The organism is Nocardiopsis sp. YSL2 (genome assembly GCF_030555055.1).
Lineage (GTDB): Bacteria > Actinomycetota > Actinomycetes > Streptosporangiales > Streptosporangiaceae > Nocardiopsis.
Genome location: NZ_JAMOAO010000002.1, coordinates 66485 through 78841 on the forward strand (window position 1 = coordinate 66485; position 12357 = coordinate 78841).

Sequence of the window (12357 nt, forward strand, 5' to 3'; positions counted from 1 at the left end):
GCGGCCGACGGGTGAGGGGGCGTGCGTCATCTACTCCTACACGCACGACGCCGCCCGGACGACACCCTGCCCACGCTGGACGACATCCAGGCTGGCTGCCCGAGTGGCGCGCGGGCCCTGGACGCCGGCGCCCGACAGATCCACCGCATCACCAAGGTGGAAGGCCTGGACTACGCCACCCTCGGCGGTCACATGGGTGGCAAGCCGCTCGTGGTCCGTGTCCTGCCCGCCATGCCCGACGGGGGGTGGCACTGTGGCAGCCGACGTTGACGATGCCCTCGTGGAGGGACTGCGGGTGGCGGTGCCGCTGCACATCCTGCAGCTCACCGGACACTCGCGCGCCGAACTCTTGGCCATCGCTGCCGGGGCGGGCCAGGAGGCCGGCCACAAGGGCGACAGCCTCCAGTTCCCCGCGAAGTCCACGGCCGGACGCCGGACCACCGCGCACGCCTTCAACGCGCTCGCGCGTGGCCTGGCCGCGGCCGCCCACCTCCACGGAACCTGCGATGCGTTCGGCGTGCACTGGTGCACTCGCGACCACGCCGGATGCCCGCGCCGCCCCGACCCCGCCAGCGGCATCCGCCCGATGGGCTACCAGGAGATGGCCGACCGGGCCGTCGCGATCCTCGACGACTTCGAGCAGCTGCTCGGGCCGTCCGGCACGCCGGAGCGGCCGGACCGCACCATCGACGCCGTGCTCGCCGCCCGCCCGTCCCTGGCCGCCGGCCGAGTCGAGGCGGACGGGTCCACGGTCACCTACACCTACGCGCACGGCGCACGCGAGCGCGACCTCGTCGACGCCGCCCTGCACGGCCGCGGCCACCCGCCCCTGCGGTGGGTCAAGGACTGGCTCGCCGAGTGGGTGCTGTGGTTCGACGAGGACCGGCCCGAGCGGACCTACCGCTACCCCGACGGGCTGTCCCACATCACCCTCACCGGCCACCTCGGCGGCCAGCCACTCACCGTCCGCGCCGTCCCCGCACCGAAGGAAGGGCCCGTGTCCGAGCCGCACCCACTGATCACCCAGCTCAAGGCGGCCCGCACCGCCATGGGCCTGTCCGTCGCCAAGCTCGCCGCCCGCGGCGGCTACAGCGAGCAGACCATCCGCTCCTGGGAGTCCGGCAAGTCCGCTCCCAACCTGGACAACCTCGACGACTACGCCGCCGCCGTCGGCCTCGACGTAGTTCTCCAGCCCACCGCCCACACCACCACCGAGGACACCGCCGCATGAAGCTCAAGATCGACCCGAAGCTCGGCTCGGCCGCCGAGGCCGCCCTGCAGCCCTACGTCGCCAAGCTCTACACCACGCCCGGCATGCGCCTGATGGCGGTCGTCGAGCTCAAGCAGGACGACAAGAACGCGCCCGCCCCGGACAGCGAGGCCGGACTGTGGGTCAAGGCCCGCATCTCCTCCGTGGAGATCGCCACCCCTGAGCAGGAGGGGACCCTCCGTGAGGCCCAGCGCGCACTCTTCCTCCAGCGCACCGCGGCTGGGACGCTCGACGAGGACGGGGAGCTGCAGCTCGACGAGCGCACCCTCGAACTCACCGCCGGGATGCTCCACGCCGTCGAGGCCGCCCGGCTCACCGCGGTGCTGCGGCACTGGGCCGCATACATCCGCAGGGTCAACCGCACCGAGCAGCTCACCATCACCGAGGTCCGGCACGAGCTCGACGCCGTAGCCCAGGGCCTCACCGCCGGGCTCGACCACGCCCGCGACGACAGCCTCGACGACGAGGCGGGCATCTGATGACCGAGACCCAGATCGTCGTCGACAACCTTGCTGTCCTGTCCCGGGAGTTGGACAAGGCCGTCGCCAAGCTCGGCGAACTCGACGCCGTCCGCATCGCCGCGGAGGGCGACTACAAGCTCGCCTACTCCCGCGCGTTCCGGAACGCGTCCGGGTCCGTGGAGGACCGCAAGCAGCAGGCGACCGAGACGTGCGATGCCCTGTGGCGCACCTGGTCGCTCGCCGAGTCGACCGTTGCCGTTCAGAAGGCGCACCTGCGGGCGCTGCATGCCCGCGTGGACGTGGGCCGGTCGATCTTCTCCGCGCGCAAGACCGAGGTCGGTCTCGCGCAGATGGGAGGTGCGCCATGAACCGGCTGCGCGAGTGCGGATCATCGCACACCCACGAGGGCGTCGAGGTCGTGTGCGGCCGCGAGGCCGGCCACCCGCCCGGTAACCACTACACCTCCGCGCACGGCGGGGTGTCCTGGCCGACCGAGATCGGCGTCACCGGCCGGGAGCTGGTCTGGGAGGAAGAGGTCACCTTCTACCCGGACGGGTCCGCAGTCGTCTCCCTGGCTACGGCCGACGGCCGACCCACCGAGCTGAACCTCACCGCGGCCCGGCGCGAGGCGCTCATCGGCGCGCTGCTGCTGCCGGGCGAGACCGCGTGGGCGGACGACGACCCCGAACTTGCGCCCGCGCCCCGTCGCCGCGGCGCGCACCGCCGTCAGAAGGAGGCCAGCCGTGGTTGAGGTCGTCTACCGCGCTACCAACGCCGCGACGTCCGTCTACTCGACCGCCTACGGGCAGGCCATCGAGGACCGCAAGGCCGCCCTCGCCGCCTTCCTCGAACGCCACGGCTTCCACCTCGACACCGAGGTCTACGCCCGGGACGAGGGAACCGACCGCGTTGTCGGCGTCCGGAACAGCCACCCTGACGTGACTCCCTATGGGTGGCGTGTCGACCGGCGGCACTCTGACGCCATCGTCCCGAACCTGCGCACCAGGCACGGCAAGAAGATCGACGAACAGCTGGCTGGGATTCCGCACGCCAACGGCCGCAAGTTCTTGCCCGGCGGCATGCCGGACCACTGCCTCGCAGGCCACGTACTCATGCACCCCTCCGTCGAGGTCCTCGATGGGCACCTGTTCGTGGGCTGGCCCCGGGAACTGCCCGAGAAGATCCAGGGCCGCATCGACGGCACGGTCTGGCGCGAGATCCCGCTGTCCACCTACCACCTGGCCCGCGAGGCCGCCGAAGTCGAGGAGGCCGGCCGTGGCTGACGTCAAGCTGCCGTACCGCTACAAGGACGAGGACGGCGACGAGATGATCGTCGCCTCCGGGCTCATCTCCCTGCACAAGGGCAACCGAGTCGCGGCCCTCAACGCCCCCTACGGCCCTGACGCCGTCGGCCTGGCCGAAGCCTCCCTGCTCGCCGGTGGAGTTGTCTCGCACACCGTCGTCTCCGAGGCCGACCGGCAGGCGTGGGAGCAGCGGGCCGCCAAGGACGCAGCCCGGTCCATGCGCAAGCGGGCCGTGGCGGCTCTCCGAGCTGGCAACTGGGACGAGGACCCGACCGAACCGGTTCGCGCCCTGCCCCTACTGTCCGGCGACACCGCCCGGGGCGCTGATGTCCACGTGGCCACCCCGGAAGGCATCACCCCGTGCGGGGAAGGACACCACGACGTCACCGTCGCTGGCCTGCTCGCCGAGGTCACGTGCGTGGAGTGCCTGCGGGTGATCGCTGTGGAGCGCGGCGAGCAGGTGGACAAGCTCAGGAGCGAGAGAGACGTGGCCCTGCGCGAGCTCGGCAAGGCGTTGACCGCCGAGCGTGCCGAGCACCTGACTGTGCAGCAACACGGAACCGCGCATCGGGTCGCTCAGCTTGAGAAGGACGTGGGGCGGCTGGAGCGTGACCGCGCCGAGGACCAGGCCCGACTCGCGCTACTCGACGGCCGCGTCCGCAGCACTGAGGCCGACCTGGGGCCCGTCGTGTGGTCCGACGAGGCTGCCCCCGGCGGGTACGTGTGCGCCGCCCCGACACCCAGCGGCATTTGCGGGCAGCCCATCGAGTCCGAGCCGTGCCGGGAGCACGCGCTGGCCGGCCAGCTGGCCGCCGCAGTCGAGCGCCTCGATGTCCTGGAGAGCACCGACCGCGGGGAGAAGGTGCCCGCCGGGACGCGCGTCGACGGCGAGCCCGGCGATGACGACGAGTACCGGCACTGCGGGGCGACCAGCGAACTGCCGAGCGGCGACGAGTACGCGTGCGCGCGCCGAGTTGGCCACGACGGCCGATGCAGCCCGCACCGCGACCCTGTCGAAGGCTGTGACGGACAGTGACCCCATACCGCCGCTGGTCCCCGTCCTGGGGTCAGGCCGTCCTCGCCGGCATCTGCTCGTTCGTGATCACCCTGGCCCTCATCCAGGCCGCGCTCGGGCCGCGCGGACCCGTCGACCTTCTCCTGGTGGTGACCCCATGACCGTCAACCAGCGCCTGCGCCAGAAGCTCGCGGCGACCACCCTGCTCGCGCTCGTCACCGAGGATGCCCCGCCCGCCGAGTGGACCCTGTCCGCCGACGAGCCGGGCCTGTACGGGCACGTGTTCGCCGACCACGACGAGCGCGCCCAGCTCGAAGGTCTGGCCGCGTGGCAGCGCGTCCTCGGCGCCGGGCATGTCCGCCACTCCACAGCGGGCGACTACGACCACCTGTCCATCAAGGGCTCCTACGAAGGCGTGCCCGTGGAGGTCATCACCATGATCCCGACCAAGCAGAAGGCCACCTCATGACCGACAACCGTGCGCACCACCGCCATTTCACCGACGCCATGGACGCGTTCCTGAGCGGAACCCTGCTCGATCCTCCGGCCGCGGCTGAGCGTGACTGGGTGGCCGAGGTCCGCGCCACCACGTCCATGGACGAGATGAAGGGCGTCGCCCGCGACTACATGCAGGCCAACGGCGGCAACGGCTACGGCATGCCGACCGAGCTGTCCGTGGCGTTCCGCGAGCACGGCGACGCCCTGAGGAAGCAGGCCGGACAGTGACTGGCGACCTGGAGCCTCCGGCCTTCTACCTGGAGTGCCGGGCCGACCGCATCGCGGTCGCCCGCGTGCTCCTCACCCGCATCGACCGGCAGCGCGTCCGCGAGGACAACCCGGTCGCCCGCCGGCGACTCGACCGCCGTGCCGCCCGCCTGTCCCGCTACCTGCGCGACCACGGCGCCTGACCACCTGGAGGACCACATGGCCACCGAGCCCCGACAGATCACGGTCACGCGGTACGTGTGCCCCTACTGCTCTCGCGGCCACGCCAAGCGGTACCCCGCCACCGTCCACATCGGCCGGTGCTGGAAGAACCCCGACAACCACGGCTGCAAGACCTGCATTTTCCACACCCCCGCCGGAGGCAAGAGGGGCGGCTGCATCCCCGGACAGGACTGCGACTGCAACGTCACCGACGAGTCCTGCGGACAGGGGATCGACATCACCGGCGGGCTGAAGACCCACTGCCCGGACTGGGAGACCGCGGACACGCTCCCGTTCTGACACGGCCGGCCCCGACTGACCTGACGAACCTGACCATCTGGAGGACGACATGGCCAAGGCCAAGAGGATCGAGAAGCGCCCGGACCCGCGGGACGCCCACGTCCGCGACTACGAGCAGCACGTCGCTGAGGCCGAGCGCCTCGCCGACCGAGCCCACCACTACACCTACGGCGACGGCGGCGACCCGGTCACCGGCGCCGCCCTGGCCGCGGAAGGCCAGATCCACGCGACCCTCGCGCTGGCCGCCGCCCACATGGCCGCCAGCCCGCGGTCGCGCACGTGGGGCGAGGCCACGCACGTGGTCAACGTCCAGGCCCCCGGCCCGGACGGGCTGGCGGCGGCCTCCGCCGTGGTGCGGGCACAGCGCCGCATCCCTCGCTCGCAGACCTGACACAAGGAGAACCCATGCTCATCGACATCGACCGACTGCGCTCACCGCTCGGCCACGAGTTCCTGCCCATCGAGGGGCACGAGGACGACAACTGCTGCGCCCAGGTCACCAACGGCGCCACCCAGTGCGGCGAACCTGACGACGCCCACCACGCCCCCGAGGCCGTCAGCGAGTACCTCGACCTGATGGCGGAGCGGCTCGAGGACCCCGTGCACGACGTCGGCCACGACATCGGCACCTGGTTCTCGCTCAGCTACAGCAACTTCCTGGTGCTCCACCGGGTGCTGCTCGAGCACATGCCGCGCTGGTGGCAGCTCGCCTTCGTTAACCGCCTCGAGCAGCTCCACGCCGCCTACTCCCACCTCGAGCACCCGCCGAGCTTCGAGGTGCACCCCTGCAAATTCGTGATTGTGGAAGATCTGGACGACGACCAGCGCAAGAAGCTCGGCGTCACCTCGAGCATGGACGACTTCCCGGACATGCCTGAGGACCCCACCGAGGAACAGTTCGACGCTCACGAAGCCGCCTACGACAAGGCGTGTGACGCCGAAGTGTTCTACGACGCCGATGGCAACGAGCTCGATCGCAACCAGCGCGTTCCGCTCCGAGTGCCCGACCCAATCCCGCACTACCGGTACGGCCACGTTGAGCCCCGTCTGCCCTGAACCCACTGACCCCCGCGTCTGCTGGGTGAGCCCGACTCCCCGGCGGGCGCGGACCAACCGTAGAGAGGAGGCCCGCGATGTGGGTACGCCGCCGCGATCCATCCCAGAAGCACGAGTGCGACCTGCCGACGCGTGAGGTCACCTGGAAGCTGCCCGTGCCGGCCGACGGCTCGGCCAGCACGCTCCCGGACAGCCACACCGAGACCCTCGCCGACGGCGACCAGGGCGACCTGTGGAGGTGCGACACCTGCCGCGCCCTGTGGCGCCTCGGCGACGCCTGCGACTGGTGCGACCGCTACGGCTACCACGACCGGGGCGTGTGCACGATCGGGCTGCGGTGGCGTCCGGCGACCCTCTGGCAGCGCGTCCGGCACAGGGGTCGCTGATGGCTCGCATTCGCTCGGTGAAGCCGGAGTTCTGGGACGACCGCAAGCTGGCGCGGTCGGTGTCCCGGGACGGCCGTCTGCTGTACATCGGCCTGTGGAACCACTCGGACGAGCACGCCCGGGTGCAGGGCGACGCCAGACTCATCAAGGGCCGGGTGTTCCCCTACGAGGACGACCTCGACGACGAAGCCGTCGAGGAGCTGCTGGAGGAGCTGGCGGCCGCGGGGCGCATCGTGCGCTACGTCGCGGACGGTGACCCGTACCTGTTCCTGCCCAAGCTCTCCAAGCACCAGCGTCTGGAGGCCGCGAAGGTCCCGTCGCGCCTGCCCGCTCCGGAGGACGCCGATCCTCCCGAGCCCGACTCGGAGCCGCCCGCGCCTCGCGCACACGAGTCCGCGCGCGGCTCGGATGAGGCTGCGCGCCGCGAATCGAACACCCGCGACGCCTCGGAGGGCGCTCGGGAGGGGTCCGCGCCCGGCATGCAGCAGCCCCAGAGCGGCCAGGCGGCCGCCGCGGAGCCCACCAGCGGGACGCCCACGGACGAATCCGACCTGGACCAGGCGAACACGCAGGTCAACGGGTCTGCGCAGATCGGCGCGGATGAGTCTGCGCGCGGCGCGGACGAGTCCGGGACGACTGCCGCTTTTGCAGGTAGCAGGTGGCAGGTGGCAGGTGGCAGGGAGCAGGGGGGTGCGGGGGGAGGCTCGCACGCTGTCGACTCGGCCGCGCAGGAAGACCCCGGCGTCCGCTCCGCTCACGAGAGCGACCCCACGACCAAGGCCGTCATCACCCGGGAACGCAACGCCCGCTTCGCCGAGTTCTACGACGCCTACCCGCGCAAGGTCGGACGCAAGGCCGCGGAGCAGAAGTTCCGGACGGCCGTGAAGACCGTCGACCCGCAGGTGATCATCGACGCCGCCCACCGGTTCGCCGCAGCCCAGGCGCGCGCCGACCCCAAGTTCATCCCGCACCCGGCGACCTGGCTTCACCAGGGCCGCTGGGACGACGAGGACGAACCCGCACAGTCGGCCGCCCGCAACGGCCGCCAGCCCTACCGCAACCAGGCCTTCCAGGGCGACCCCGACCCGTTCCCGCAGGCGGGCTCGTGGTCGATGCACGGAGGAGGAACCCATGTCTGAACCCACCACCCTGACCGCCAGCGGCGACCTGTTCGCCCGCCTGTCTCGGATCATCGCCGAGCGCGGCGAGGACACCACGCCCGGCGCGGTCGCTGACTTCCCGTCGCCGGACGAGCCTGGCCACCCCGAGTACCACCACCGGCAGCGCGTCCTCAGCGCGCTCGGCCGGTTCGACGCCGCCTGCCCGCCCCGGTACACGGGCGCCACCACCGACCACCCCGGCGTGCTCGCGTGGGCCGACCAGGTCGCTGCCTCACCCAAGACCGCGCCGTCGCTGCTGCTGTGGGGCAACACCGGCACCGGCAAGACCCACGCCGCCTACGCCGCGATCCGCCGGATCGCCCTGTCCGGCCCGACCCGGTTCGGGTTCATCGGGTCGACGTTCCCTGACCTGTACGCCGCCCTGCGCCCCGGGGCCGGCGACGGCCTGGAGCGCGAGCGCCGGATGCGCCGCATCATGACGATCCCGCTGCTGCTCCTGGACGACCTGGGCACCGCGAGCGACTCGGTGTGGACCGAGGAGATCACCTACCGGATCGTCAACCACCGCGACACCCACATGCTGCCCACCGTCTTCACCAGCAACATCCCGCCGGGCGGCCTGGCCCAGGTGTGCGACGACCGCATCGCCTCCCGGCTGCTCGGCATGACCGTCCGCTACCACTTCGACGGCCCCGACCGGAGGACGACGTGACCGAGCACATCGAGGACGGTATCGCCCGCCACGCCTACGCCCAGGGCGAGGACCCCGTCGAGCACGCGGTGCGCCGCGCGGCCATCGAGATCGAGGTCGCCGACGAGGTCACCGTGAGCCGCCTGGAGGACCCGGCCGCGTGCCCCATCTACGGGGCCACGCCCACGGCCGAGTCCACCGCCCGCCGGATCATCGGCCGCCTGCTCACCCTCGGGTGGACCCAGCCCGCCGCCCAGGCGCCGGCCCCGACGAAGGGAACCGCCATGACCGCCGCCGACCTCCACGAGGAACTCGGTGTGCTCCTCGCCGAAGGCCACGGGCACCTGCCCGTCGTGCTCACCGACACCGACCCCGACGGCACCGGCGCCGTGTACGAGCCGACCGAGGTTGGCCTGCTCCTCGGAGACGACGACGTCGACTGGGTCGCCATCGAGCTGACCGCCACCGACACCGCCGGGGAGGCGAGTCCGACGTGACCACGAGGGAGCAGGCCCGCGCCGAGGCCATCGAGCTGATGGCCCGCCGCATCTCCGAGCGCGACCACGCCGCCTGGGCCGACAGGGCCGACCCGGAGCCGTGCGCCGAGTCGTTGCTCGCCGAGCTGGCCGCACTGGGCTGGCGGTACGTGCCCTCCGTCCGGCCCGTTCCACCGGCCGCCCACCGCCCCGGCGACGGCCCGGCCACACCCGCACAAGCACGCGCTTACGCGGCCCGTATCCGCAAGCAGCTCACGAGCGAGGAAGACCAGACGCCATGACCATCCACGACAAGATCCGCAAGGACCTGGAGCCGCACACCGTCGATGACCACCAGCTCGACGTGATCATGCGGGTCCTCGCCCCGCACCTGTGCCGCCCTGCCGAGCGGCTGCGGCGGTCGTCGACGTTCCTCACCGTGGCGGAGGTCGCTGACCGCCTGCGCCTGTCGCAGATGACCGTTTACCGGATGTGCCAGTCGGACACCATCGCCTCGGTCCGCATCGGCCGCAGCTACCGGATCCCGGTCGTGGCCGTCGAGGCCATCGAATCCGCGGGGGGAGCCCGATGAGCGGCCACCGTGAGAACGCCGAGAAGAAGCTGGCCGAGGCCCCGCAGGAGTCGGATGGCACATGGGCCCTGGCCCAGGCGCAGATGGCCACGGCGCACGCCGTGCTCGCCCTCGCCGATGCCGTCGCCGAGCTGCGCACGCCGTGCCCGTGCGAGGACGAGGCCTACGACGACTGGCCCATGGAGTCCGACGCCCGGCCCGTCGCCGACGTCGCCCGCCCCGACCTGTTTGGTGACGTCCCCGACGGCTGGCCCGCCCGTATCCGCCGCACGACCGACGCCACCCTGGCGCGCCGGCCCGGCACGAAGGAGCAGCCGTGAGGAAGCACCCCACCGCCCAGGTCCTCTCCACCGACGACGGCCCCATGGCCCTCATCCGAGGCACTACCGACGAGCAGGTCCAAGATCGGCTGTCCGACCTGCTCGCCAGCAACCCGGGCTACGCCGTGCCGCACCACTGGGAGTGGGACACGATCCGCGCCGGATGGCTCCGCGTTAACCCCTGCCCTCCCGCGTGCGGCACGCACCGGGGCCACTACGACCCGGCGCGGCCCGGATCGCGGGGCGCGTTCCAGGGCGCGCTGATCGACCTCACGGAGGACCGCCGCACTACCGCGAGGAGCAGCCGATCATGAGCAGCATCGAGTGGACCGGCGTCACGTGGAACCCCACCACCGGATGCGACCGCGTCAGCCCCGGATGCGACCGTTGCTACGCGCTGACCATGGCCGGACGCCTGAAGGCTATGGGGTTGGCGAAGTACCAGACCGACGGGCCAGAGCGCACCTCCGGTCCCGGGTTCGGGCTGGCCGTGCACGAGGACGTGCTGACCGCGCCCCTGCGCTGGCGGTCGCCGCGCACCGTGTTCGTCAACAGCATGTCCGACCTGTTCCACGCTCATGTGCCGGACGAGTTCATCGCGCGGGTGTTCGACGTCATGCAGACCGCGCACCGTCACACCTTCCAGGTACTCACCAAGCGCCACGCCAGGATGCAGTCGTTCGTCCGCCGCTACCTCTCCGGCGAGTTCGCCACCGAACCGCTCGACGTGGCCCCGCTGGCCGCCACCGTGGATCGGCCGCCGCGCAACATCTGGCTCGGTGTCAGCGCCGAGAACCAGAAGTGGGCCAACATCCGCATCCCCGCCCTGATGGAGACCCCGGCCGCCACCCGATTCGTCTCCGCTGAACCGTTGATCGGACCCGTCCGCCTCCACCGCGGGCACGCCCACTGCCCTACCCACGACTTCGCGGGTGGGTTCTGCTCGGGCCCGTGCCCCGACCTAGTCCTCCCGGACTGGGTGATCATCGGCGGTGAGTCCGGGCCCGGCGCCCGCCCCCTCGACCTCGAATGGGTGCGTGACCTGCGAGACCAGGCCCGCCGAGCCGGCGCCGCGGTCTTCGTCAAGCAGCTCGGGTCTGTGTGGGCGCGCGAGCACGAGGTCGGCGGCAAGGGCGGCGACCCAGGCACCTGGCCCGAAGACCTGCGAGTGCGGCAGATGCCCGAGCCCACCTCGGGAGGCCCGGATGCCTGACCAGACCGACCCCCGCGACCTAGCTGCCGCCATCGCGGAGGCCCTGTACATAGAGCCCAGCACCGACTCCGAGACGGCCCGCCAGCACGCCCTGATGCAGGCCGCCCACCGGGCGCACGCCGTGATGACCGTGGTCGAACCCGTCCTCCGAGAGGCCGGCGCGGCTGTGGGGGAGGCCGGCGCCCTCCGGGCCCGAGTCCTTGAGCTCCGGATGAACGTGACCGCCCGCAACGAGCGCATCGCCGAACTCGACGCTGAGGTGTCCCGGCTCCGCGCCCGCCAGAAGTACGCCACCGAGGACTGGTGCCGCCCCGCCGGCCTCGACGCTGTGCTCGACCACTTCGAGCGCAACCACAAGCCCTTCCCGGATGTGCCCGAGGTGCGGATCGACCCGATCCCCGGGCACGTCCGCCACATGGTCCTGCTCCTGGCGCACGCCATCACCCGCGTGACCCTGGAGCAGGCCGACCTTCAAATGCGCCTCGACGCCCAGGAGGAGGAAGCCACGGGGGCCGGCCAATGAGAACGCCCTTCCCGATGGGCCAGGAGGAGGCCCGCGCGGTGCGCGAGCAGGTGCTCGTCGGCCGCGTCGTGGCCGAGCGCGGCTGGCCGGACTGGTGCCCGTGCTCGTGCCCCTGCGTGTGGGCCCAGTGCGAGGACTGCCGCGAGGACTACAGCCCCGACCCCGCCCCGCGGCCGGAGACCCGGCTCGCCGGGGTAGCCGTCTGGATCGTCGGCCACGCCTGCCGTCCGACGTGCCGCTGCTGGGAGTGCAACAGCCGCCGGATGCCGTCCCCGATGCCGATCGAGGTCGCCGACCAGGTGCTCGCGGAGATCCACCAGCCGCGCCTGGGGCGCCGCTCGCTCCAACCGCACGTCATGGGGCAGGACAAGTGCCTGCACCTGGCCGCCCCCGTCTGCGGCGGGTGCGCCCGCGGCTACCACGGCGGCTGCTCCGGCTGGTCATGGCCCGAGCTCCACGAGACGTGGATCCGCGACAGCGGCGGCTCGGACCTGTTCTGGGCTGAGGGCTCCCGCTACCTGGTGTGGACGGCGCCCCGCGAGTGCGCGTGCTCCTGCGAGACCGCGACGCCGCCGACGGCTGCGCCGACCCCGCGCACGCACCGCCCCGCCGCGGCGACCGCCCCGGCCCCGCAGCCTGCCGCTGTGCAGGCGCCCCTCTTCGACCTGGAGGTCTCATGACCCTGCCCACCCGCCTGGCCGA

At 72.0% G+C, this 12357-nt stretch carries 25 protein-coding genes; all 25 read left to right on the forward strand.

Going from position 1 to position 12357, the window contains the following annotated elements:
* Nucleotides 1-21: 21 nt before the first annotated feature.
* The 25 genes from M1P99_RS28120 (at nt 22) to M1P99_RS28240 (ending at nt 12335) form a co-directional block, all read left to right on the forward strand.
* A complete protein-coding gene (locus tag M1P99_RS28120; protein ID WP_304455984.1) occupies nt 22-270 on the forward strand; it encodes a hypothetical protein in 249 nt (82 codons plus the stop codon).
* Nucleotides 254-1231 (forward strand): helix-turn-helix transcriptional regulator, encoded by a 978-nt coding sequence (locus M1P99_RS28125; protein WP_304455915.1) that lies wholly within the window; start codon nt 254-256, stop codon nt 1229-1231. Before M1P99_RS28120 ends, M1P99_RS28125 begins: the two co-directional genes overlap by 17 nt.
* Nucleotides 1228-1749, forward strand: a complete 522-nt coding sequence (locus M1P99_RS28130; protein WP_304455916.1) for a hypothetical protein — start codon at nt 1228-1230, stop codon at nt 1747-1749. The genes M1P99_RS28125 and M1P99_RS28130 overlap by 4 nt, the downstream gene beginning before the upstream one ends.
* Nucleotides 1749-2099: a hypothetical protein gene (locus M1P99_RS28135; RefSeq protein ID WP_304455917.1), complete on the forward strand. Its 351-nt coding sequence runs from the start codon at nt 1749-1751 to the stop codon at nt 2097-2099. The genes M1P99_RS28130 and M1P99_RS28135 overlap by 1 nt, the downstream gene beginning before the upstream one ends.
* Nucleotides 2096-2482: a hypothetical protein gene (locus tag M1P99_RS28140; protein ID WP_304455918.1), complete on the forward strand. Its 387-nt coding sequence runs from the start codon at nt 2096-2098 to the stop codon at nt 2480-2482. The genes M1P99_RS28135 and M1P99_RS28140 overlap by 4 nt, the downstream gene beginning before the upstream one ends.
* Nucleotides 2475-3014, forward strand: coding sequence for a hypothetical protein (locus M1P99_RS28145; RefSeq protein WP_304455919.1), 540 nt, complete (start codon nt 2475-2477; stop codon nt 3012-3014). Before M1P99_RS28140 ends, M1P99_RS28145 begins: the two co-directional genes overlap by 8 nt.
* A complete protein-coding gene (locus M1P99_RS28150) occupies nt 3007-4071 on the forward strand; it encodes a hypothetical protein (RefSeq protein ID WP_304455920.1) in 1065 nt (354 codons plus the stop codon). Before M1P99_RS28145 ends, M1P99_RS28150 begins: the two co-directional genes overlap by 8 nt.
* Complete coding sequence (locus tag M1P99_RS28155) at nt 4068-4211, forward strand: hypothetical protein (RefSeq protein ID WP_304455921.1); 144 nt, start codon at nt 4068-4070, stop codon at nt 4209-4211. The genes M1P99_RS28150 and M1P99_RS28155 overlap by 4 nt, the downstream gene beginning before the upstream one ends.
* On the forward strand, nt 4208-4519 hold the full coding sequence (locus tag M1P99_RS28160) for a hypothetical protein (protein ID WP_304455922.1): 312 nt from the start codon (nt 4208-4210) through the stop codon (nt 4517-4519). The genes M1P99_RS28155 and M1P99_RS28160 overlap by 4 nt, the downstream gene beginning before the upstream one ends.
* Nucleotides 4516-4776 (forward strand): hypothetical protein, encoded by a 261-nt coding sequence (locus M1P99_RS28165; protein ID WP_304455923.1) that lies wholly within the window; start codon nt 4516-4518, stop codon nt 4774-4776. Before M1P99_RS28160 ends, M1P99_RS28165 begins: the two co-directional genes overlap by 4 nt.
* Entirely contained in the window at nt 4773-4958 is a 186-nt protein-coding gene (locus M1P99_RS28170; RefSeq protein WP_304455924.1) for a hypothetical protein, read from the forward strand. Before M1P99_RS28165 ends, M1P99_RS28170 begins: the two co-directional genes overlap by 4 nt.
* A gap of 16 nt (nt 4959-4974) precedes the next feature.
* The gene (locus M1P99_RS28175; RefSeq protein ID WP_304455925.1) at nt 4975-5277 is read left to right on the forward strand and encodes a hypothetical protein; all 303 of its coding nucleotides are present in this window, start codon (nt 4975-4977) and stop codon (nt 5275-5277) included.
* A 49-nt stretch (nt 5278-5326) separates the two neighbouring features.
* A complete protein-coding gene (locus M1P99_RS28180; RefSeq protein WP_304452863.1) occupies nt 5327-5668 on the forward strand; it encodes a hypothetical protein in 342 nt (113 codons plus the stop codon).
* A gap of 14 nt (nt 5669-5682) precedes the next feature.
* Complete coding sequence (locus M1P99_RS28185; RefSeq protein ID WP_304455926.1) at nt 5683-6333, forward strand: hypothetical protein; 651 nt, start codon at nt 5683-5685, stop codon at nt 6331-6333.
* A 77-nt stretch (nt 6334-6410) separates the two neighbouring features.
* Complete coding sequence (locus tag M1P99_RS28190) at nt 6411-6719, forward strand: hypothetical protein (protein ID WP_304455927.1); 309 nt, start codon at nt 6411-6413, stop codon at nt 6717-6719.
* Nucleotides 6719-7858, forward strand: a complete 1140-nt coding sequence (locus M1P99_RS28195; RefSeq protein WP_304455928.1) for a hypothetical protein — start codon at nt 6719-6721, stop codon at nt 7856-7858. The genes M1P99_RS28190 and M1P99_RS28195 overlap by 1 nt, the downstream gene beginning before the upstream one ends.
* The gene (locus tag M1P99_RS28200) at nt 7851-8552 is read left to right on the forward strand and encodes an ATP-binding protein (RefSeq protein WP_304455929.1); all 702 of its coding nucleotides are present in this window, start codon (nt 7851-7853) and stop codon (nt 8550-8552) included. Before M1P99_RS28195 ends, M1P99_RS28200 begins: the two co-directional genes overlap by 8 nt.
* On the forward strand, nt 8549-9028 hold the full coding sequence (locus M1P99_RS28205; RefSeq protein WP_304455930.1) for a hypothetical protein: 480 nt from the start codon (nt 8549-8551) through the stop codon (nt 9026-9028). Before M1P99_RS28200 ends, M1P99_RS28205 begins: the two co-directional genes overlap by 4 nt.
* A complete protein-coding gene (locus M1P99_RS28210) occupies nt 9025-9309 on the forward strand; it encodes a hypothetical protein (protein ID WP_304455945.1) in 285 nt (94 codons plus the stop codon). The genes M1P99_RS28205 and M1P99_RS28210 overlap by 4 nt, the downstream gene beginning before the upstream one ends.
* Before the next feature lie 110 nt (nt 9310-9419).
* Nucleotides 9420-9599 carry a helix-turn-helix domain-containing protein gene (locus M1P99_RS28215; protein WP_304455982.1) on the forward strand — a complete coding sequence of 60 codons (180 nt, stop codon included), beginning with the start codon at nt 9420-9422 and terminating at the stop codon, nt 9597-9599.
* On the forward strand, nt 9596-9919 hold the full coding sequence (locus M1P99_RS28220) for a hypothetical protein (RefSeq protein WP_304455946.1): 324 nt from the start codon (nt 9596-9598) through the stop codon (nt 9917-9919). Before M1P99_RS28215 ends, M1P99_RS28220 begins: the two co-directional genes overlap by 4 nt.
* Complete coding sequence (locus tag M1P99_RS28225; RefSeq protein ID WP_304455947.1) at nt 9916-10233, forward strand: hypothetical protein; 318 nt, start codon at nt 9916-9918, stop codon at nt 10231-10233. Before M1P99_RS28220 ends, M1P99_RS28225 begins: the two co-directional genes overlap by 4 nt.
* Nucleotides 10230-11132 (forward strand): DUF5131 family protein, encoded by a 903-nt coding sequence (locus M1P99_RS28230; protein ID WP_304455948.1) that lies wholly within the window; start codon nt 10230-10232, stop codon nt 11130-11132. The genes M1P99_RS28225 and M1P99_RS28230 overlap by 4 nt, the downstream gene beginning before the upstream one ends.
* Nucleotides 11125-11655 (forward strand): hypothetical protein, encoded by a 531-nt coding sequence (locus M1P99_RS28235; RefSeq protein WP_304455949.1) that lies wholly within the window; start codon nt 11125-11127, stop codon nt 11653-11655. The genes M1P99_RS28230 and M1P99_RS28235 overlap by 8 nt, the downstream gene beginning before the upstream one ends.
* Nucleotides 11652-12335, forward strand: a complete 684-nt coding sequence (locus M1P99_RS28240) for a hypothetical protein (RefSeq protein ID WP_304455950.1) — start codon at nt 11652-11654, stop codon at nt 12333-12335. Before M1P99_RS28235 ends, M1P99_RS28240 begins: the two co-directional genes overlap by 4 nt.
* Nucleotides 12336-12357: the final 22 nt, after the last annotated feature.